Source organism: Candidatus Delongbacteria bacterium (assembly GCA_041675285.1).
Lineage (GTDB): Bacteria > CAIWAD01 > CAIWAD01 > CAIWAD01 > CAIWAD01 > CAIWAD01.
Window position 1 is genome coordinate 1 of record JBAYTZ010000026.1, and the last position, 19,806, is coordinate 19,806.

Consider the following 19,806-nt stretch of genomic DNA (forward strand, 5'->3'; position numbering starts at 1 on the left):
CGCCTTGTTTTCCACCTTTCTGCTGGCGCCAGAAAGGTGGAGCCAAAGAGGCGCTTTTTCTCACCCGGCCTGACCGGCCGTCCAGACTCAGCCCGCCTCCCGGCGGGCTTCCGCTGGCGGCAGCGGCTCCTTCCTGTCTCCAGGTAGTTGGTTCGCCTGACGGCTTCACCCAGGTTCTGGTTCAGCCCTTCCGGGCTTCACCTCACTCATTCCTTTCACTTCCGCCGGCGCGACACCTTAACCGCGAAGTGGGGGAAGGTCGGGATGGGGGGAGTCGCTCGTCATCCCCCGGCTTGAACGGGGGATCCCATGGCAAAGTGACTGTCATCCCAGCGAAAGCTGGGATCCCAGGCTCCGTGCTCCGGTCAGCACCTTGGCAACTTGGCTGCCGGAATCACACCGCCCAGGCGCTACGAGGCGCCTGGAGAATGGACATGGGTGATCCCGTGGGTCGAGCATGACGGAAGTCCCGGAGTGTGGAACAGCTTCCCCCGCGCCCCGCGGGAGAAGCCGGCCGGGTGCGCGCAGCGCACACGGGCGGATGGGGGCGTGCGAGAACGGTGTCTGGCACCGTGCCTGACACCAACCGGCGCGAATGGATCCGTACATTTGCCGCGTGACTTCCAACCATCACCGACACTTCTGCTTGAAGACCGATGCCCTGCCGCGCTTCATGCCAAACGGCACAGGCGCGACCATCACGGACATCGTGTCAAACTACCAGAACCTGCCGGCGACCATCAAGCTGGCGCTGCCCTCAGGCAACACGGGCGTGATCGAGTACCGCTACGACACGGAAGGTCGGCAGATCAGCCGCTGGTCCTGGGAACTGGACGCTGTGACGGGCGAGAAGGTGGCAGGCACGGAAGGCAACGAGTGGAGCTACTACGACGCGCTGGGTCGGCTGGATGCGCGGGTGGGAATAGCGAACGGGGTGCTCGACCACCGCCTGGTGAACGTGTTGACGGAGGCTGGAGAGCAAGGCAATTGGTATCGGCGCGAGTTCATGAACTCAGGCGGCACAGACGACCTGCCCCTGCCGGGCAGCCTGACGCGCAATTGGAGCACCTACGGAGCCCGCGGCCTCCTGGCGCAGACCCGCGCCCCCATGACCGGTACGCAGCCGCTTGAGAGCGACGTCCTGCGCGGGGAGATTGTGTTGAACGACCACCTGGGCAGCCCGCGCCTGCGAGTGGAAAGCCACACCACGGTTCCGGATGACCGCAGCGTGATCGGCTGGATGCCCAAGAACCCGATGGACTACACGCCCTTCGGCCGCGAGCTGCCGCAGTCCCCCGACACCAAGACCACGCCCGAGGGCTACACGGGCAAGCCCCTGGATACTACCTTCGGCCTGCAGACCATGAATTACGGCGCGCGCTTCTATGATCCGCGCCTGGGCCGGTGGTGGCAGCGGGATCCGCTGGCGGAAGAATTCGCATCGGTAACCTCTTATGGTTATGTTGAAAGTAACCCTGTAGGAAGTGTAGATAAAGATGGATGCTCAGGAATTTCTTTTCAAGCGGCTTTTACTTTCGACAATGTAGAGGTGATAGGGAGATCTTTCCAATGGGACATCGAATTTGGAGTCTCGCCACCTAGATTTGACGCCAGGTTAACGAGTAGTGAAATTACTGGTGTATCATCGATTCCTTCAGTAGACGCTGCTTTTGGAGTTAGAATTCTGCCAGCAAGTGAAAGTTTGAGGGATTTCGATGTCCCGTCTTCAAGTCTTTCATTATCAATCAATACGCCATTTAAGCTGATTCAGGCATATGGTGGATTCACAGAGCCTGAATCAGGTGATGATGTAGCCGGCGCTTCAATTGAGTTTGGGGGAGCAATTGGCTTTACGCCAATACCAGCCATTCCTTTCGATATTACAAAAACAGAAAATAACAAAACTGAAAAAATTGAACAAAACAAAACTGGGAATGATCTTCGGGGATTACTTGAACTTTCCAGAGAGAATTCTAAGACTTTTACTGATAGGTGATGGCAATACAAATTGGAGTTAATGACATGCATTGTGTCGGAGATGAGATTGATGTGGTAATAGGGCAGATAGTCTCTGAAAGGAAGAAGATTGCGAAAAAGTGGAAAATGCTGATAGTGTACTCACTGGCGATATCGTTTGGTGTTGGAGCGATCGGTTTAGACAATAGTGTATTCCTGGTCATTCAGTTCGCATTGATAGCCACACTAGGTATGTGCCATTTAATCGTTTTCATTAAAACGAATCACATTTATTACAATAAGGATTTGCAAGGCGCTTTGAAGAAGTATTTTGAAGAGCGTGGTTATTATTCTGATAGAAAGGGAGGTGAAATGGTCCTTTCTTATTTGATAAGAAGTTACTTCTTCAGGAGAATTGAGGTGAATAGGTCAATAAAGAAACTGAGAAAAGATTTGCTGAAAACCCCACTATATCCTTTGTTTTCAGTAATTCATATCGTTGGATGCTATGCGATTAGCTTTGCGGGACGGTATTTATTCATATCGATTTCAAGGACCTAAAATTGGCATAAAGTAGCTTCCAAACAAACAGAACCTGCCGGCCAGCATTCGCTAGGCGGTCCCGGGCTCGGGCAACACGGGCGTGATTGTGTACCGCTTCGACACGGAAGGCCGGCAGATCAGCCGCTGGTCCTGGGAAGAAGATCCGGCGGCGCGAAGCTAAAGGACTTGCTTCAGCAAGACAGCGTGCGTTCGATTCCATCCTACATATCATGTATTGAAAAGCGGCGTGAACAACACGCGTCCACCTGATGCGGATCGTACATTGCGGGCAATCAGTCTGGCACAACGGTGGACGAAACTCGATGGCTTCCTTTCACTCCCGTGAACAGCTTCTATTGCCGCGCTTGAAACTCCTTCACACCTGTGCCTCGCGCAGCCTCTCGCTGGAGGCGGCCTTGGAGGGCGTGTTGCACAGCCGCGGACCCGTGGCCGGGCGGCGCTTCAGTGCGCGCTTTCTGCAGGGCTTGAAAGCCGGTCGCGGCGTGGCCGAGGCCTTGCGCGAGGCCGACCCCACCCAGCCCGGCATGGTCCTCTCCCTGGTGGCCGTCGGCGAGCGCACCGGCCAGCTGGCCCTCTGCACGCGCTACCTGGTGGACTACTATGAACGGGTTGCCGAGCTGCGGCGCAGCCTGTCCCGCGCCCTGACCTACCCGCTGATCGTCCTCGGGTTCATCTGGATCAGCCTGGAGAAAAAGAAGGTCAGGTGCATCACCTGACCCTCTGTAAGCCCCCTTGGCTGACAGCTCACCACAGAGTCACAGGGGCACAGAGGCCGGACAAGTCCTGGCCTGGGTTGCGCGTGACACATCCAAGGACCTGCTTGAGCACGAAGGCGTAACGGCTCGAAGACGTGCTGGCTGCGCGAGGTGAAGCCCGCAGGGCTGAACCAGAACCAGGTGGTGACGGCGTCAGCCGGAACCAACTACATGGTTGCAGGAAGCCCAAACGGCGGCTAGCGGAAGGCCACCGCGAGGTGGCCTGACTCTAGCCGTTGAGAAAAAGCGCCTCTTTGGCTCCACCTTTCTGGCGCAAGCAGAAAGGTGGAAAACATGGGCCCCGGCCATGCCGGGATCAAGCGGTGCCAGGTCGGTGCCAGGCCGGTGCCAGGCCGGTGCCAGGCCGGTGCCAGGTCGGTGCCAGGCCGGTGCCAGGCCGGTGCCAGGTCAGTGCCAGGTCAGTGCCATGTCGGTGCCAGGTCGGTGCCAGGCCGGTGCCAGAGCACTGTCAAGCCGCATTTACGGCTGTGCATCCGCTGCCGGTCAAGCCGGGAGATGACGACCGCTGCCAAGGGGGCGCTGGGGGCTACTTCGCCTCCAGCCAGTTCTCGCCGATTCCCGGTTCAGCCACCAGCGGCACGGCCAGCGGAATCACCGTCTCCATTTCGCGGCGAATCTCCTCGACGAAGTAGGCGGCGCGGGCGCGCGGGGCCTCGAAGAGCAGCTCGTCGTGCACCTGGGAGATCATCTTCAAGCCGGCCAGGTCTGTGGCCAGGCGGGCGTCGATCTTCATCATGGCCAGCTTGATCAAGTCTGCCGCGCTGCCCTGGATGGGCGTGTTGACCGCGATGCGCTCCGTGCCCTCGCGCAGTTGGCGGTTCTGGGAGAGCAGATCAGGCAGGTAGCGCCGGCGGCCGAAGAGGTTCTCCACATAGCCGCGCTCCCGGGCGCTCTCGATCACCAGCCGCGTCCAGTCCCAGACGCCTTTGTAGAGCGCGAAATACTCCTCGATGAAGCGCTTGGCCTCGCCCATGGGGATGCCCAGGTTGCCCGCCAGCGCGAAAGCACCCATCCCGTAGATCACGCCGAAGTTGACCACTTTCGCCTGGCGCCGCATCTCGCTGTCCACGGCCTTCTCTTCCACGTGGAAGATCGCCGCCGCCGTGCGGGTGTGGATGTCCGCTCCTTCGCGGAAGGCGCCCACCAGCTCCGCATCCCCTGAAATGTGCGCCAGCAGCCGTAGTTCGATCTGGCTGTAGTCCGCGTCGATGAGTACGAAATCCGGACCGGGGGCCGTGAAGGCCTTGCGGATCCGCCGGCCCCACTCCGAGCGGACGGGGATGTTCTGCAGGTTGGGATCCGTGCTGCTCAGGCGGCCGGTGGCGGCGATGGTCTGGTTGAAGTTGGTGTGCACGCGGCCGGTGCGTGGGTTGACCATCAGCGGCAGGGCGTCGGAGTAGGTGCCCTTGAGTTTGGCCAGCTGGCGATAATCCAGCAATTGGCGCGGCAAATCGTCCACCTGGGCCAGACGCTCCAGTTCGTCCACGTCGGTGGACCAGCCGCTGGCGGTCTTGCGGCCGGGCTTCAGCCCGCGCTTGTCGAACAGGATCCCCGCCAGCTGCTTGGGCGAGTTCAGGTTGAAGGACTCGCCGGCCAGCTCGTGGATTTCACGCTCCAGCGTGGCCAGCTTCTCCGCCAGTTCGGCCGATAGGCTGCGCAGCAGGCTCACGTCCACCTGCACGCCCACCTGCTCCATCCGGGCCAGCACCTCCAGCATGGGCAGGTCGATGCGGCGGTAGAGCTCCAGCAGGCCGGCCTCGCGCAGGTTTTCCTCCAGCAGCGGCCAGAGCCGGAGGACGCAGTCCGCGTCTTCGCAGGCGTACTCGCTGATGGTCTCCAGCGGCACGTCGGCCATGCTGATCTGCTTGGCGCCGCTGCCAATCAGGGCCTCGGTGGGAATCTTCGTCATTCCCAGGTATTGCAGCGAAAGCGAGTCCAGGTCGTGCTTGCGCCCGGCCGGCCGCAGCACGTAGCTGGCCAGCATGGTGTCGAAGACCGTACCACGCACGGTGACGCCGTGGGCCGCCAGCACGTTGAGATCGTACTTGGCGTTCTGGCCCAGCTTGGGGAAGGCGGCGTCCTCGTACCACGAACGCAGCTGCTCCAGCACCCAGGCCAGCTCCGCCGCCGCCGCGTCCGTCTCGAAAAGGCCGCCGCCCATCCCGGCGCCGGCGCCGTCCTTCAGGCGTGCCGGGACGTACCAGGCCACGCCGGGCTCCCAGCTGAAAGAAAAGCCCACGATCCGGCAGGCGTGGGCGTCCAGGCCCGTGGTTTCCAAATCGAAGGCGGCGGGTCGGCCGGGGCCGGTCTCCGCTCGCAGCCGGGCCGCCAGCTCCAGCACCTCGGGCCGCGTGGCCGCGCAGTGGTAGGCGCGGGGCTGGGCGGGCGGGGATGGCAGGGGCATGTCGGCCAGCAGGGCGGGACCGCCAGGCTCGAGCCTGGCGGTCCCGCCGAGCGCGGCGAATTGCTGCATGGCGCTGCGCAGGCCCAGTTCCCCCAGCTTCTGCAGGAAGGGCGCCGAAGTCCAGGCGGGTTCGGGCAGCTGCTCCGGGTCAAATTCACAGGGCGCGTGGCGGTCGATGATCACCAGCTCCTTGGAGAGATAGGCCAGCTCGCGATTGGCCTCCAGCTTGGCGCGCACGGCCTTGGTCCCCAGCTCCTCCAGATGGGCGTAGACGCCGTCCAAATCGCCGTGCTTGGAGACCAGTTCCGCCGCTGTTTTGGGCCCCACGCCGGGCACGCCGGGCACGTTGTCCGAGCTGTCGCCCATCAGCGCCAGCACGTCCACCACCTGATCCGGCCGCACGCCGAACTTCTCGCGCACCCGCTCCACGCCCACCAGGTCGATCTCGCCGCCTTTCTGCGGGTTGAACAGGCTGACGCCCGGCCCCACCAGCTGCATCAGGTCCTTGTCCGCCGTCACCACGTAGACGTCCCAGCCCGTGGCCCGGGCGCGGTCCACGCAGGTGCCCAGCAGGTCGTCGGCCTCCCAACCCTCGTGCTTGTGGGCGGGCAGGCCGGCCAGGGCCAGCAGTTCGTAGAGGTGCGGTAGCTGGGCGGCCATCTCCGGCGGCATGGGCGGCCGGTTGGCTTTGTAGGCCGGATAGAGCTTGTGCCGGAAGGTGGGCGCCGCCGTGTCGGTCATGATGGCCAGACCGTCGGGCCGCTCGCTCTTCAGGATGCGGGCCAGGGTCGTCAGCACGCCGTGGATGCCGCTGACGATGAGGCCGTCCCCCGTGGTCAGGTGGCGACGCTCCAGGGCCATGTGGGATTTGAAGAAGACCGACATCAGGTCGATGAGGAAGAGCTTGCGCATGATGGCCTTTCTGCCAAGAGCGGATGGGAGTGCCGGGCCCAAGATGGCGAAGCCCGGCCGATCGCCCGGTGGGATCCTGAGATCAACCACAGGGGCACTGAGGCACGGCAAAGAATAAGCTGGCGGCTGCTCGGCTACTACTTCCACCCGGCAGTGGACCGCCGGGAACTTTGCCAACTGGGATAAAAAAAGGGGCCCCGCCGGGGCCCCTCGACAGTTCATCAAACGGGCTAGAAGCGGTAGCCCAGGCTCAGGCGCGCGTAGCCGCCGGAGAGATCGTAGGCGATGGACTTCACGTCGCCGCTCAGGTCGATGGGACTCTCGTCCACGGGGCGGCCCAGCAGCTCGTTGCGGGCGTTCTCCACCGCGCGCTGGAGGGACTCGGAAATCAGCGGCACGAATTCGTAGCGCGTGTCCGGGGCACCGGTCACCTGCCAGCTCTCCATAACGCCTTCATTGGAGCGGAACTGCTCCGTCGTGTTGCCGTCCAACTCGTCGAAATTCATGTGGTTGTAGCCCAGGTCCAGCATGATCGCCATGGGTCCCAGGTCGTACTCGGCGCCCACGAACAGGCGGGCCGTCAAGGCGCTGCCGTCGTAGTTCGCCAGCACCGTGTGCTGGGTGACCACCTCGCCGAAGAGCGGGTCGGCCTCGAACTGCGAAACCTGCATCTGGATGTAGCTGCCGGCGGCCTCGATGGAGCCGAAGCCCAGACCCAGACCCACGTGGGCGAAGAGCGGCAGGTTGGGGTCCCGCAGGCTGTAGCGGCAGGTGGCCAGCATGTTGCTGACGTCCACGCTCTCCTTGCCGAAGATCGAGGCCGTGAAGCCCGCGCCCGGTGAGAATTCGAAGGTGTTGGAGGAAGAGGAGGCCCCGGCGGAGTATTCCAGCCCGGCCACCAGCCGGCTGTGCGGCCAGTTGATGAGATCCTTTTCCACCGTGAGGCCCATGTCCGGACGGTTGTTAAGCTCCGGCACCTTGAGATAGGGAGCCCAGCCATTGCCCACGTCCTGACCCTGGGCATCCTCCACCCAGCTGCCGGTGGTGCCGAAGTACTGGTTCATGGAATTGATCTGGTCGTTGAGGTCCCCCAGCCCAGCCAGGTGATCCAGGCCCCCGTGCAGGCGCAACGTGAAGCCGTGGAGCGGCCCCGCGGCGGGTTGGGCGTGGGCGGCGGACAGGGCAAACAGGCAGGTGACCGCAAGGCAGGACGCGCGCAGCATGATTCCTCCGGGTTTCGGACAAGCGCACTTAAAGTAGGAAGGCCCCGGAGTGCTGTCAACCAGCCAACAGCCGGAACTTGGCTTGGTACGCAAGGATCATGCCCATCCCATGGGCTTGATCCTGCTCCAGTTCGACAGCCCGCTCCTCAGGGCAACTGCCGGCAGATGGCCTGCACCACCTGGTCGAAGAGCTCGGCATAGACGGGATCCTGGGTCACGATGGGCCGCCCCAGGTCGCCGCCCTCGCGGATGCGGATGTCGATGGGCAGCTCGGCCAGCAGCGGCACGTGCTGACGCTCGGCCTCCCGGGCGCCGCCGCCCTGGCCGAAGATGTGGTGGCGCCGTCCCGTGTCCGGGCATTGGAACCAGCTCATGTTCTCGATGATCCCCAGGATGGGCACTTCCACCTTGCGGAACATGGTGATCGCCTTGCGGGCGTCGATCAGCGCCACTTCCTGGGGCGTGGTCACCACCACCACGCCGGAGAGCTTCACCCGCTGGGCCATGGTGAGTTGCGCGTCGCCCGTGCCGGGGGGCATGTCCACCACCATGAAATCCAATTCCGGCCAGAGCACGTCCTGCATCAACTGGGTTAGGGCCTGCATGACCATCGGCCCGCGCCAGATCATCGCCGCGTCCTCCTCGATCAGGTGACCGATGGAGAGCATGTGCACGCCGTGGGCTTCCAGCGGAATGATCTTGTTGTCCTGGACGAAGGGCCGCTCCAGGGTGCCCATGATCAGCTGCACGCTGGGGCCGTAGATGTCCGCGTCCAGCAGGCCCGTGCGATAGCCGGCCGCCGCCAGGGCCACGGCCAGGTTGGAGGCCACGGCGGACTTGCCCACGCCGCCTTTGCCCGAGGCCACGGCCACCACGTGCTTGACCTGGTTGAGCAGTTTGGGCAGCTGGTTGGGGTCCTGGGCTCCGTGGGCGTGACCATGTCCGTGGCCGGCCTCGCTTTCGCCGCTGGTCTTGAGTTTGGTGAAGACCTGCAGGCGCCCCGGCACCTTGGCTTCCAGCCCGCGCTTGACCACCGCATCCAAACGCCGCGGGATGTCGGGGTCCTTGCTGGCCACCTCCAGGTAGATGTTCACGCCGTCGGGCAGGATTTCCACTTCCTGCACCATGCCGAAGGAGACCAGGTCCCGGTTCAGGCCCGGGTAGTTGACCTGCTTGAGCAGATCCAGGATCTCGTCACGGGTGAGGGCCATGCCTTCCTTTCCCACCCGGGCGCGCCGGGCGTTTGGCTGTTCTGTGCGGCGGGCTGGACGCCGCGCGTCCGCTCCGCTTCTGCGTCGCCTCCAGCTGGAACCCGCTGCCGGGCGCGCCGCGTTGGAGCGCTTCCCGGCCCCGCCGGCTAGGGAGGGCGTCAGGAACTTACATTTCAATCCATGACCATGCCGGAACCCATGCGCGCGCACCCGCAGCAACTGCAGCTTGACTTGGAAGCTCTCCCTGGCCGGGAAGAGATCGCGCTGCGCCTGCGCGAGCTGGACCGGGCGCTGGGCACCGCCGCTCCGCCGCCCGTGCTGGTGCGGACCCGGCGCAACCGCAGCACCCTGGGCAGCCTGAGGCTGGGGGCCGGCCCGCCGGCGGTCTGGCGCTTCACGGTGGATGCCAGTCTGCTGGAGCGGGATCCCCGCGGTGCCCTGGATCTGGGCCTCTTGCTCATGCACCGGGCCCGCCGCAAACGACCGCCCCGGGAACTGGGCCTGCGCCTCTCCGAACTGCGCGCCGACTGGGGCGAGGTCCGGCCGCTGCGGCGTCCGCAGGGCCTGCTGGTGGATCCGCGGCTGGAGGCCCGCCTGATCGCCGTGGCCCAGGCCGCCTTCCCCGGGCTGCCGCCCGACCAGTTGCCCGCCGTGGTCTGGACCACCAGCCGCAGCCGGCGCGTGCTGGGGCGCTACGACGGCCGGGCCCGGCGCATCGAGATCCACGGCGCCCTGCGCCACCCCGGGGTGCCCGCGGCGGTACTGGACAACCTGCTGCACCACGAACTGCTCCACGCCCGGCTGGGGGGTCAGCGCCAAGGCAGCCGGTTGGTCCATCACCATGCGGAATTCAGAAAGTTGGAACGGGCCTATCCGGGGTATTCCGAGGCGGTGGCCTGGGAGCAGCGTCACTGGCTGCGCTGGTTGGCCCGCCACCACGACGCCTGATCAAGCCGCTCTGGCAGAGGCGCGCGGAGCTGCCGGGAATTGAACAGCCCTGCCTGAAATCGCGCAGCGGGGATCAGAATCGAACCACATTCTCCTCGAGCCAAGTGCAGTATTTCCAATGAGGATCATGGCCTTTTAAAGCTGGGCGTCCCCAGGCCCGGGATTGGCCCACCTCTTGCTCAGAAGGGAACTGTCGTGCGGCCACGCTGCACACTGCCCTGAAACAGAACACAACGGAGTGACGCCATGACTGCGGATCGCAAGCTAACCCGCGTGCTGAATCGGCAACGGCTGCTGGGATTCCCGAGCGACATGCTGTTCTCCAGCCCGCTCTTCCTGTTGATCCTGTTGATGTTCATCATGATTTTCTAGATCCACTTCGCACTCTCCCAAGCGGGATCCTCCCGCTGACTTGGCTGATAAGGCCGGCGTGAGCCGGCCTTTCTCATGGCCCGCCCCCGTCGCCCCACCCCTATTCAGACCCGCCAGTTGCTTGCCGATAAAGCTGACAGCGAGGAACGGATGGGCAACGGGGGTCGAGACACGTGAGCAACAACCTGGTTCAGCGGCTGCGCAGCGCCCTGCTGCCCAAAGCCGGCAGTTCCATCGAAACCGTGCAGCAGCAGTGGGTTCTGCTCATCACCGCCGGCATGTCCCTGTTCACGACGCTGATCTTCGTTTTGCCGCTCATGATCCTGAATCCATTGCTGATCAACCGCTACGGCGGCATCGCCCTGTACCAACTCCTCCTCTGCGTGGTCATCCTGGCGCTGCTGGGGCGGGGGCGCGTCCGGGGGGCCCGCTGGACGGCCGTGCTGGGCTTCTGGCTCCTGGCCAGCCTGGCCATCAGCACCTCCGGCGGCATCCACTCGTCGGTGTTCATGCTCTATCTGGTGTTGATCGTGCTGTCCGGCTTGACCTTCGGGCTGCGCGGCGGGCTCTACATGACCGCCATCAACACCGTGGCCGCCTTCACGTTCTTCTGGGCCGAAGGGGCCGGCCTGTTGCCGCCCAGCCGCCCCACCACCGACGTCATCCAGTTGGGCAGCATCCTCTACCAGATTTTCTCCGTGGTCGCGCTGATCGCCGTGGCCGTGGTGGTGTTCCAGCGCTCCGTGCTGGAAACCCGGCGCGAACTGGAGGAGCGGCTCAAGACCGAACAGGATCTGCTGGACGAGCAGGCCCTGAACAAGGCGCTGTTCAACGGGATCCCGGGCATCGTGGTCATGCTGGACAAGGACGGGCACCTGGTGCGCTGGAACCTGGAGCTGGAACGGGTGGGCGGCTATTCCGCCGAGGAAATCCGCGCGTGCAGCGTCTGGGACCTCATCGACCTGCCGGACCGGGCACGGCTGAACCAGCTGCTGGCCGACGCCCTGACCAGCGGGCATGCCTCGACGGAGCTGCACTACCTGACCCGGGACGGCCGCAAGGTGCCGATCCAGTACCTCTGCAACCGCTGTGAACTCAACGGGGAGACCTACTTCGTGGGCGCCGGCCTGGACGTCAGCGAGCGCCGCGCCCTGGAGCAGCAGTTCCTGCAGATGCAGAAGATGGAGGCGGTGGGTCGGCTGGCCGGTGGCGTGGCCCACGATTTCAACAACATCCTGACCGTGATCAACGGCTACGCCGAGATCCTGCTCTCCAAGCACCCGCTGGAAGAGGATCCCCAGCACCAGGAGCTGGAACTGATCCACCAGTCCGGCCAGCGCGCCGGCGCCCTCACCCGCCAGTTGCTGGCCTTCAGCCGGCAGCAGATGTTGAATCCGCGCGAATTGCAGCTCAACGAACTGATCCTCAACCTGGACAAGATGTTGCGCCGCCTGATCGGCGAGGACGTGCAGCTCGTGCTGGACCTGGATCCCAGCCTGGGCATCGTCACCGCGGATCCCAGCCAGCTGGAGCAGGTGCTGCTCAACCTGGCCGTCAACGCCCGCGACGCCATGCCCAACGGCGGCAAGCTGACCATCGGCACCTCGAGCATCCTGCTGGACGCGGACACGGTGGGCTCGCTGCCGGACATGCAGCCCGGGCCCCACGTGGTGCTCACGGTCTCCGACACCGGCACCGGCATGACGGACGAGGTCAAGTCCCGGATCTTCGAGCCCTTCTTCACCACCAAGGCCCTGGGCCAGGGCACGGGATTGGGGCTCTCCACGGTGATCGGCATCGTGCGGCAGAGCGGCGGCCAGATCGCCGTCTACAGCGAGCCCGGCGCCGGCGCCACCTTCAAGGTCTTCCTGCCCGAGGGCGAGGTCGCGCTGGGCAGCGGCGTGGACGTGGTGGAGGACGAGGTGCGCGGCGGGCGCGAGACCATCCTGCTGGCCGAGGACGACTCCACCGTGCGCAACCTGGTCAAGCGGATCCTCAAGAGTGGCGGCTACACGGTGATCGCCGCGGAAAGCGGGCCGGACGCCCTGGAGGCCTTCCGCTTCCACAGCGGACGGGTGGACCTGCTGCTCACCGACGTGATCATGCCCGGCGGCATGACCGGCGCCGACCTGGCCCTGGACCTGATGGCCTTCCGGCCCACGCTCAAGGTGATCTACATGTCTGGCTACTCGCACACCATCTTCACGGACGCGGTGTTCTCCAACACTCAGGTGGAGCTGCTGCCCAAGCCCTTCACCGCCCGTCAGCTACTGCAAACCCTGCGGCGCGTGCTGGACGGCGAAGTCTGAGCCAGGCGGTTCCGCGCGCCACGTGCGGCCACAGCCGGAGCAGTGTGGCCGCCCGGCCGGTCCTTGTCCCAACCCCGCGTTATCCTAATCCCTGAAATTCCAGCGGTTTGCGGATCTCGTTCGCATCCTGTCCCAGCGGCGCGCTGGGTTTTTCGTAGCGGTGCTTGCATCTCTGCTGGCGCAATATGACCATGTGACCCGATTGACCAAATACGTCAGATGAGTCAATCGGTCAACGGGTCAATCGTCAGACAAGCGAGGGTGGGATGGAGAAACCGGACCTGATCCTGGAGGCGGCGGCCAAACGATTCGCCCTCTTCGGGTTCCGCCGTACGGTGATGGACGACATCGCGCGGGACGCGGGCATCGCCAAGGGCAGCCTCTACCTGCACGCGGCCAGCAAGGAGGATCTCTTCCTGAAGACCGTGCTGCGGGAGCGTCAGTTGATGGCCGAAGCGGCCCGCGAGGCGGCGGCCGGCCACGAGGATCCCCGCGAGGCGCTGGGCGCCCTGGTGCGGCGCTTCCTGCAAGACCTGGAGGAGCGGCCGTTGATGGGCCGGCTGATGACCGGCGACGCGGAGATGGGCCTGGGTCCGGAGTTGCAGCAGCAACTGCTGGTTCACTGCAACGAGGACCGCGACATCATGCAGGTGGTCAGCGAGGCCCTGCAGGCCGGGGTCGCGCGCGGGCTGTTCCGGGCGGACCTCAGCGTGGAGGCCTCCGCGTCCATCGTCATCTCGATTTTCCACATCCATCTGTACAACAAGAAGCAGCGCTTCATCGAGCTGGACGACGAAGTCTTCACCCGGGAGTTGCTGCGCATTCTGTTCGAGGGGATCCAGATCTGCGAGAGAGGCTTCCATGAGGAACACTAAGAGGGCGCGGCCCGTCGCGCTGCTGCTGGGGTGTCTGCTGCTGCCGGGGCTGGCGCCCCGCGCCGCCACCTTCGATCCGCCCGTGGGCGAGGCGGTGGCCTGGCTGCTGGAACACAATCGGGACTACCAGAAGGCGCTGGCCGAGCGGGAAAAGGCGCGCATGAACGTGGTGGAGGCCGCCTCCACCGCCCTGCCCAACCTGTCCGCCACGGCCACGGGCACGCGGCTGGGCAAGGTCCAAAGCTTCCTCTGGGAAGTGGACAGCACGGAGACGGCGGAGCTGAAGGTGGCCGCCGAGGACAACTACAAGCTGGGCCTCAACCTGACCCAGTTGCTGTTCTCCGGCAGCGCCTTCCAGGCCATCGGCGTTTCGCGCAGCTACGAGCGGGTCTCCGACGCGGCGCTGATCGTGGAGCGGGCGACGCTGCTGAAGACCTACCTGACCGGCTACGCCCAGATGGGCATGCTGGAGGACCTGACGGACCTGAACCAGGAGGTGGTCGCCCAGACCCAAGCCCGGCTGGACGACGCCCGCCTGCTGCACGAGATCGGCTCCCTGAGCCGCTTCGACCTGCTGCGCAGCGAAGTGGAGCACATGAACTCCATCCCCGCCCTGCGCGAGGCCGAGCATGGGTACTCCCAGGCCGCCGCAGGCCTGGCCCTCCAGCTCAACCTGCCCCCGGGCCAGGATCTGGAGGCTCACGATTTCGATCTGCGCTGCGACCTGCTGGAGGCGGAGTTTCCCGGCCTGCTGGACGGCCGCCGGCTGGAAAGTGGCATCGGTCCCGAGGACCAGCGCCGCCTGGTCGAGTTCGCGCTGGCGCATCGGGCGGAAGTGGCCTTGTCGTCGAATCTGGTGACGGGCTACCGACGGGCCGTGAAGGTCTACCAGGCCGAGCACCTGCCCACCCTGGCGGCCTTCGCCAACTGGGAGCGCGCCAACCAGTGGGACATGTTCAGCCAGTCCGAGAGCTGGAACAACAGCTGGAACATGGGCCTGCAGGCCAGCCTGCCCCTGTTCAACGGGTTCCGCACCACCAGCCAGGTGGTGAAGAGCCGGCAGGATCTGCGCAAGGCCCGGGCCGACGACAGCGTGCTGCAGGACGCCATCCGCCTGGAGTGCCGGACGGCTCTGGACGAGCTGCAGCGCCGCAGCCTGGACATGCAGGCCTGGAGCCGCAACTCGGAGGCGGCGGCGGAAGGCTTGAAGATCGCCGAGACGCGGCGCGAGGGCGGCGCGGGCTCCGAACTGGAACTGCGCGACGCGCGCATGGCCATGAAGGCCGCGCGCCTGAACGAGGCCCAGGCCCGCTTCGAGCTGCTCAAGGCGCGGATCGGGTTGTTGCACGCGCTGGGACTGCTGGACCAGACCAGCTACCAGGACCTGAACTACAAGAGCGAGGAATAGACATGGCAAGGACGAGAGTCGCCGGCGCTGCCCGGCGCACGACCCTGGCCCTGCTGACGGCCGGGACGCTGGTTCTGATCGGCTGCGGCGGCAACGGCAAGGCGGCCCAGGACGAAAAGGGCAGCAAGGACGTCCTGGAGGGCACGACCCAGCAGGACAAGGTCAACGTGGTGGTGGAGGCGCTGGTGCCCCGCTCCTTCAGCAGCCGCCTGCTGCTGGTGGGCGAAGTGCTGGCCGAGAACGACGCCATCCTGTCCTCCCAGGTGAGCGGCACGCTGCGCCGGGTGGTGGCGGATCGCGGGGCGCGGGTCCAGGCCGGCGACACCCTGCTGGTGCTGGACAGCCGGCGCTACCAGGCCGCCTTCGACGCCGCCCAGGCCCAGGCCGGCAACGCCCGATTGGACTTCGAGAACGCCGACCGCCTGTTCAAGGCGGGCCAGAGCGTCAGCGAGTCGGACTGGAAGAAGGCCCAGAACGGCCTGCGGATGGCCGAGGCCGGGCTGGCCAATGCGCGGATCGACCTGGAGAACTGCTTCCTGACGGCGCCCAAGGCGGGCATCGTCGCCGAGCGGCTGGTGGACGTGGGCGAGCTGGTCAATCCCGGTTCCCCGCTGCTGCAGGTGGTCCAGGGCGAGCTGAAGGTGCGCTGCGGCGTGCCGGAGAACCAGGTGGCGCGCGCCGAGAAGGGCGCCGCGGCCACGGTGCGGGTCTCCGAGGCGGGCATCGAAAGCCCGGCGCGCATCCAGTGGGTGGGCGCGGTGCTGGAAGCCCGCAGCCGCACGCTGCCCGTGGAACTGAAACTGGAGAAGAGCGCCGCGCTGCGGCCCGGCATGGCCTGCACGGTGGAGATCCGCCGGGGCCGCGACGCCGCAAGCCTCGTTGTGCCCGTCACCGTGGTGCAGCGCCAGGGGGACCAGGACGTGGTGTTCGTGGAGGAGGGCGGCCTGGCTGTCGTGCGCGTGCTCAGCCTGGGCGAGCGCGACGGCGACCAGGTGGAGGTGCTGGGCGGCCTCAAGGCGGGCGAGCGGCTCATCGTCAGCGGCTACCGCGGACTGGTGCCCGGCCAGGCCCTGGCCGTCGTGGACTCCCCCGCCGCGGTCCAGATGTCGGAGCAGGCCAAGCGCTGACGGCCCGCCCGGCGCCGCTGGGCCGAACAAGAGAAGAGGCATCGAGATGGGTTTCATCGACCTGGCCCTGCGCAATCGCGCGGGCATCTTCACCCTGATCGTGATGATCGTCACGATGGGGTTCGTGAGCTACAAAACCCTGCCGCGGGAATCCTCCCCGGACATCACCATCCCCTTCGTGATCGTCTCCACCTTCTACTTCGGCACCAGCCCGGAGGACATGGAGAACCTGGTCACCAAGGAGATCGAGACCAAGCTGAGTGAGATCGACAAGATCAAGGAGATGCGTTCCCAGTCCTCCGAGGGCGCCTCCGTCATCTCCATCGAATTCGACGCCGACGAGGACGTGGACGACATGCTCTCCAAGGTGCGCGAGAAGGTGGAGGCGGCCCGCGCCGAGCTGCCCGCCGACGCCGAGGATCCCATGGTCAGCGAGGTGAACTTCAGCGCCTTCCCCGTGCTGTTGATCAACGTCTCCGGCGAGTACGGACCGGCGGAGCTCAAGGACGTGGCCGAGGACATCCAGGACGAACTGGAGACCATCCCCGGCGTGCTGGATGTGGGGATCACCGGCGGGTTGGAGCGCGAGGTCCAGGTGAACGTGGACCCGGAGAAGCTGCGCCACTTCCGGCTTTCCCTGGACGACGTGCAGAACGCCATCCGCAATGAGAATCTCAACATGCCCGGCGGCAGCATGGACGTGGGCGCCTACAGCTACCTGCTGCGCGTCCCCGGCGAGATCGCCACGCCCTCGGAGATCGGCGGCTTCGTGGTCAAGGCCGACGAACACTTCCCGATTTACGTGCGCGACCTGGCCAGCGTGACCTACGGCTTCAAGGACCGCAGTTCCACGGCGCGCATGGACGGGACCGAGTGCGTCACCATCAGCCTGTCCAAGCGCTCCGGCGAGAACCTGATCACCATCGTGGAGGAGGCCCGCGCGCGCATCGGCGCCATGCTGCCCAAGTTGCCCCCCACCACGCGCATCACCTTCAGCAACGACCAGTCCAAGGACATCAAGGCCATGGTGGACGAGCTGGAGAACGGGATCATCAACGCCCTCATCCTGGTGATGGTGGTGCTGGTCTTCTTCCTGGGCTTCCGCACGAGCCTGATCGTGGCCACGGCCATCCCGCTCAGCATGCTGATGGGGATGATCATCATCCAGGCGCTGGGCTACACGCTCAACATGATCGTGCTGTTCAGCCTCATCCTGGCCCTGGGCATGCTGGTGGACAACGCCGTGGTGGTGGTGGAGAACATCTACCGCTTCATGCAGGAGGGCCATAAACCCTTCGACGCGGCCTCCAAGGCCACCAAGGAAGTGGCCTGGCCGATCATCGGCTCCACGCTGACCACGCTGGGCGCGTTTCTTCCCATGGTCTTCTGGCCGGGCATCATGGGCGAGTTCATGAGCTACCTGCCCATCACGCTGATCATCGTGCTCTCGAGCTCGCTGTTCATCGCCATGACCATCAATCCGGTCATCGCCGGCTGGCTGTTGCGCATCAAGAAGGGCCACGGCGACGCCGGCGTCGACCATCGGGACGCGGCCTTCGCCCAGTCCTACAAACGGGTGCTGACCTGGGCGCTCAACCACCGGGTCACGGTGGTGGTGGGGGCCCACGCCCTGCTGCTGGTGATGATCGTCCTCAACGGCGTCTTCGGCACGGGCACGGAGTTCTTCCCCGCCATCGACCCCAAGAAGGTCTACGTGGATTTCGAGCTGCCCTCCGGCAGCCGAATGGAGGCCACCGACGCCTACCTGCGGCGTGTCGAGGCGGGCATGGGCCCCTACAAGGATGTCCAGACCTACGTGGCCCAGGCCGGCGTGGGCACCTCCAACTTCGACATGGGCGGACCCACGGGCGGGCCGGCCAACAAGGGCCGCGTCTCCATCGACATGGTGGACCGCGAGTATCGCGAGCGGCCGACGACGGAGACCATGGCCGACCTGCGCGCCGCCCTGGCCGGGACGGCGGGCGCCAAGGTGGTGGTGCAGAAGATGGAGGAGGGGCCGCCCACGGGTAAACCCGTCACCATCGAGATCTCCGGGCAGGAATTCCGCCAGCTGGGTGACGAAGCTGACCGCATCATGGCCCACATCAAGGGCGTGAAGGGCCTGGTCAACCTGCAGAGCGACTTCGACCGCGGCAAACCGGAGATCCAGATCCGCGTGGACCGGGAACGGGCGGCCTACCTGGGCATTTCCACCGCGCAGATCGGCGGCGCCGTGCGCACGGCCTTCAACGGCGCGGAGACGGGCAGTTTCCGCGAGGACGACCAGGACGTGGACATCACGGTCCGCTTCGACCGGCCCTTCCGCAAGACCGTGGAGGACGTGCAGGATCTCAATCTGGTGGTGGAGGGGGGCAAACTGGTTCCGCTCTCCAGCGTGGCAGACGTGCAACTGACCACGGGTCTGGGCGGGATCAACCGCGTGGATCAGAAGCGCGTGGTCACCGTGACCGCCGACGTGGAAGGACGCCTGCCCAACGAGGCCTTGGTCGAGGTGAAGGGGCTGCTCAAGGATTACGAGCTGCCCACTGGCTACAGCCTGAACTTCGCCGGCCAGAGCAAGGAGCAGGATGAGGCCGAGGCCTTCCTGGGCAAGGCCTTCATGATCGCCATTTTCCTCATTGGTCTGGTGCTGGTCAGCCAGTTCAAGAGCCTGTCCACGCCGCTGGTGATCATCTTCACCGTGCTGCTCTCGCTCATCGGCGTGTTCTTCGGACTGCTGGTGACGCGCATGCCCTTCGGCATCATCATGACCGGCATCGGCGTGATCAGCCTGGCCGGCGTGGTGGTGAACAACGCCATTGTGTTGCTGGATTACACCATCCAGTTGCGCGAGCGGGGCCTCAGCAAGTTCGACGCGCTGATCCAGGCGGGGGCGACCCGTCTGCGGCCGGTGCTGCTCACGGCGGCCTGCACGGTGTTGGGCCTGGTACCCATGGCCGTGGGCATCTCCTTCGACTTCAAGCATTTCCAATGGGTGGGCGAGACGGACTCCACCCAGTGGTGGCAGGGCATGGCCATCGCCGTGATCTTCGGCATGACCGTGGCCACGGTGCTCACCCTGGTGGTGGTGCCGGTCTTTTACAGCCTGATCGACGGAGCCACTGTCAAACTGCGCAAGCTCACCGCCGGCTGGGTCAACCAGGAATAGTCGGCGAACGGACGATCCCAGGGCGCGGAGCGATCCGCGCCCTTTTTGTTTGGAGCGGGGGAGCGGTGCCAGGCCGGTGCCAGGTCGGTGCCAGAGCACTGTCCAGTTTTGGCGACAGCAGAAGGGTGGAAATCAAGGGAAGGCAAGTGGCCGGAACGAGCCATGGGATCCCAGCTTTCGCTGGGATGACAATCACGTTGCCGGGGGATGACGAAAAGGTTGCGTGAGGTGAAGCGCGTAGCGCTGAACCAGAACCAGGTGGTGACGGCGTCAGCCGGAACTAACTACACGGCATCAGGAATCACACCGCTCGGCCGTCTGTTCGACGCCGGCCGTGAGGCCGGCTAGTTACGGCCGCTGAAAAAAGCGCCTCTTTGGCTCCACCTTTCTGGCGCCAGCAGAAAGGTGGAAAACAAGGGTCCCGGCCAAGCCGGGATCAAGCGGTGCCAGGCCGGTGCCAGGCCGGTGCCAGGCCGGTGCCAGGCCGGTGCCAGGCCGGTGCCAGGCCGGTGCCAGGCCGGTGCCAGGTCGGTGCCAGGTCGGTGCCAGGTC

General features: G+C 65.2%; 13 protein-coding genes. 10 read left to right on the plus strand and 3 right to left on the minus strand.

Features of this window, described 5'->3' with window-relative positions; translation table 11 throughout:
• Positions 1-646: 646 nt before the first annotated feature.
• From WC326_16015 to WC326_16025, 3 genes are all read left to right on the plus strand, one after another.
• Positions 647-1,996, plus strand: coding sequence for an RHS repeat-associated core domain-containing protein (locus tag WC326_16015; GenBank protein MFA7332574.1), 1,350 nt, complete (start codon positions 647-649; stop codon positions 1,994-1,996).
• A 26-nt stretch (positions 1,997-2,022) separates the two neighbouring features.
• Complete coding sequence (locus tag WC326_16020; GenBank protein MFA7332575.1) at positions 2,023-2,517, plus strand: hypothetical protein; 495 nt, start codon at positions 2,023-2,025, stop codon at positions 2,515-2,517.
• 305 nt (positions 2,518-2,822) lie between these two features.
• Positions 2,823-3,236, plus strand: a complete 414-nt coding sequence (locus WC326_16025) for a type II secretion system F family protein (GenBank protein ID MFA7332576.1) — start codon at positions 2,823-2,825, stop codon at positions 3,234-3,236.
• 586 nt (positions 3,237-3,822) lie between these two features.
• Here the strand turns inward: WC326_16025 and polA are convergent.
• The 3 genes from polA to WC326_16040 all read right to left on the minus strand — a co-directional run bounded on the left by polA (position 3,823) and on the right by WC326_16040 (position 9,046).
• Positions 3,823-6,612 (minus strand): DNA polymerase I, encoded by a 2,790-nt coding sequence (gene polA, locus WC326_16030; protein MFA7332577.1) that lies wholly within the window; start codon positions 6,610-6,612, stop codon positions 3,823-3,825.
• A gap of 230 nt (positions 6,613-6,842) precedes the next feature.
• The gene (locus tag WC326_16035; protein MFA7332578.1) at positions 6,843-7,835 is read right to left on the minus strand and encodes a hypothetical protein; all 993 of its coding nucleotides are present in this window, start codon (positions 7,833-7,835) and stop codon (positions 6,843-6,845) included.
• Positions 7,836-7,981: 146 nt separating this feature from the next.
• Complete coding sequence (locus tag WC326_16040) at positions 7,982-9,046, minus strand: Mrp/NBP35 family ATP-binding protein (protein MFA7332579.1); 1,065 nt, start codon at positions 9,044-9,046, stop codon at positions 7,982-7,984.
• A 180-nt stretch (positions 9,047-9,226) separates the two neighbouring features.
• Here WC326_16040 and WC326_16045 point away from each other — a divergent pair, with 180 nt between their 5' ends.
• From WC326_16045 to WC326_16075, 7 genes are all read left to right on the plus strand, one after another.
• Positions 9,227-9,994: a hypothetical protein gene (locus tag WC326_16045; protein ID MFA7332580.1), complete on the plus strand. Its 768-nt coding sequence runs from the start codon at positions 9,227-9,229 to the stop codon at positions 9,992-9,994.
• 246 nt (positions 9,995-10,240) lie between these two features.
• The gene (locus WC326_16050; protein MFA7332581.1) at positions 10,241-10,366 is read left to right on the plus strand and encodes a hypothetical protein; all 126 of its coding nucleotides are present in this window, start codon (positions 10,241-10,243) and stop codon (positions 10,364-10,366) included.
• Positions 10,367-10,539: 173 nt separating this feature from the next.
• On the plus strand, positions 10,540-12,675 hold the full coding sequence (locus WC326_16055; GenBank protein ID MFA7332582.1) for an ATP-binding protein: 2,136 nt from the start codon (positions 10,540-10,542) through the stop codon (positions 12,673-12,675).
• A 266-nt stretch (positions 12,676-12,941) separates the two neighbouring features.
• Complete coding sequence (locus WC326_16060) at positions 12,942-13,550, plus strand: helix-turn-helix domain-containing protein (GenBank protein ID MFA7332583.1); 609 nt, start codon at positions 12,942-12,944, stop codon at positions 13,548-13,550.
• A complete protein-coding gene (locus WC326_16065) occupies positions 13,537-14,958 on the plus strand; it encodes a TolC family protein (protein ID MFA7332584.1) in 1,422 nt (473 codons plus the stop codon). Before WC326_16060 ends, WC326_16065 begins: the two co-directional genes overlap by 14 nt.
• A 2-nt stretch (positions 14,959-14,960) precedes the next feature.
• Complete coding sequence (locus tag WC326_16070) at positions 14,961-16,085, plus strand: efflux RND transporter periplasmic adaptor subunit (GenBank protein ID MFA7332585.1); 1,125 nt, start codon at positions 14,961-14,963, stop codon at positions 16,083-16,085.
• A gap of 46 nt (positions 16,086-16,131) precedes the next feature.
• The gene (locus tag WC326_16075) at positions 16,132-19,254 is read left to right on the plus strand and encodes an efflux RND transporter permease subunit (protein ID MFA7332586.1); all 3,123 of its coding nucleotides are present in this window, start codon (positions 16,132-16,134) and stop codon (positions 19,252-19,254) included.
• Positions 19,255-19,806: the final 552 nt, after the last annotated feature.

Excerpts from the sequence above, each read along its gene's own strand:
- WC326_16020 (MFA7332575.1), top strand. The coding sequence starts at position 2,023 with ATGCATTGTGTCGGAGATGAGATTGATGTGGTAATAGGGCAGATAGTC.
- WC326_16025 (MFA7332576.1), top strand. The coding sequence starts at position 2,823 with ATGGCTTCCTTTCACTCCCGTGAACAGCTTCTATTGCCGCGCTTGAAA.
- polA (MFA7332577.1), bottom strand. The coding sequence starts at position 6,612 with ATGCGCAAGCTCTTCCTCATCGACCTGATGTCGGTCTTCTTCAAATCC.
- WC326_16035 (MFA7332578.1), bottom strand. The coding sequence starts at position 7,835 with ATGCTGCGCGCGTCCTGCCTTGCGGTCACCTGCCTGTTTGCCCTGTCC.
- WC326_16040 (MFA7332579.1), bottom strand. The coding sequence starts at position 9,046 with ATGGCCCTCACCCGTGACGAGATCCTGGATCTGCTCAAGCAGGTCAAC.
- WC326_16045 (MFA7332580.1), top strand. The coding sequence starts at position 9,227 with ATGACCATGCCGGAACCCATGCGCGCGCACCCGCAGCAACTGCAGCTT.
- WC326_16050 (MFA7332581.1), top strand. The coding sequence starts at position 10,241 with ATGACTGCGGATCGCAAGCTAACCCGCGTGCTGAATCGGCAACGGCTG.
- WC326_16060 (MFA7332583.1), top strand. The coding sequence starts at position 12,942 with ATGGAGAAACCGGACCTGATCCTGGAGGCGGCGGCCAAACGATTCGCC.
- WC326_16065 (MFA7332584.1), top strand. The coding sequence starts at position 13,537 with ATGAGGAACACTAAGAGGGCGCGGCCCGTCGCGCTGCTGCTGGGGTGT.
- WC326_16070 (MFA7332585.1), top strand. The coding sequence starts at position 14,961 with ATGGCAAGGACGAGAGTCGCCGGCGCTGCCCGGCGCACGACCCTGGCC.
- WC326_16075 (MFA7332586.1), top strand. The coding sequence starts at position 16,132 with ATGGGTTTCATCGACCTGGCCCTGCGCAATCGCGCGGGCATCTTCACC.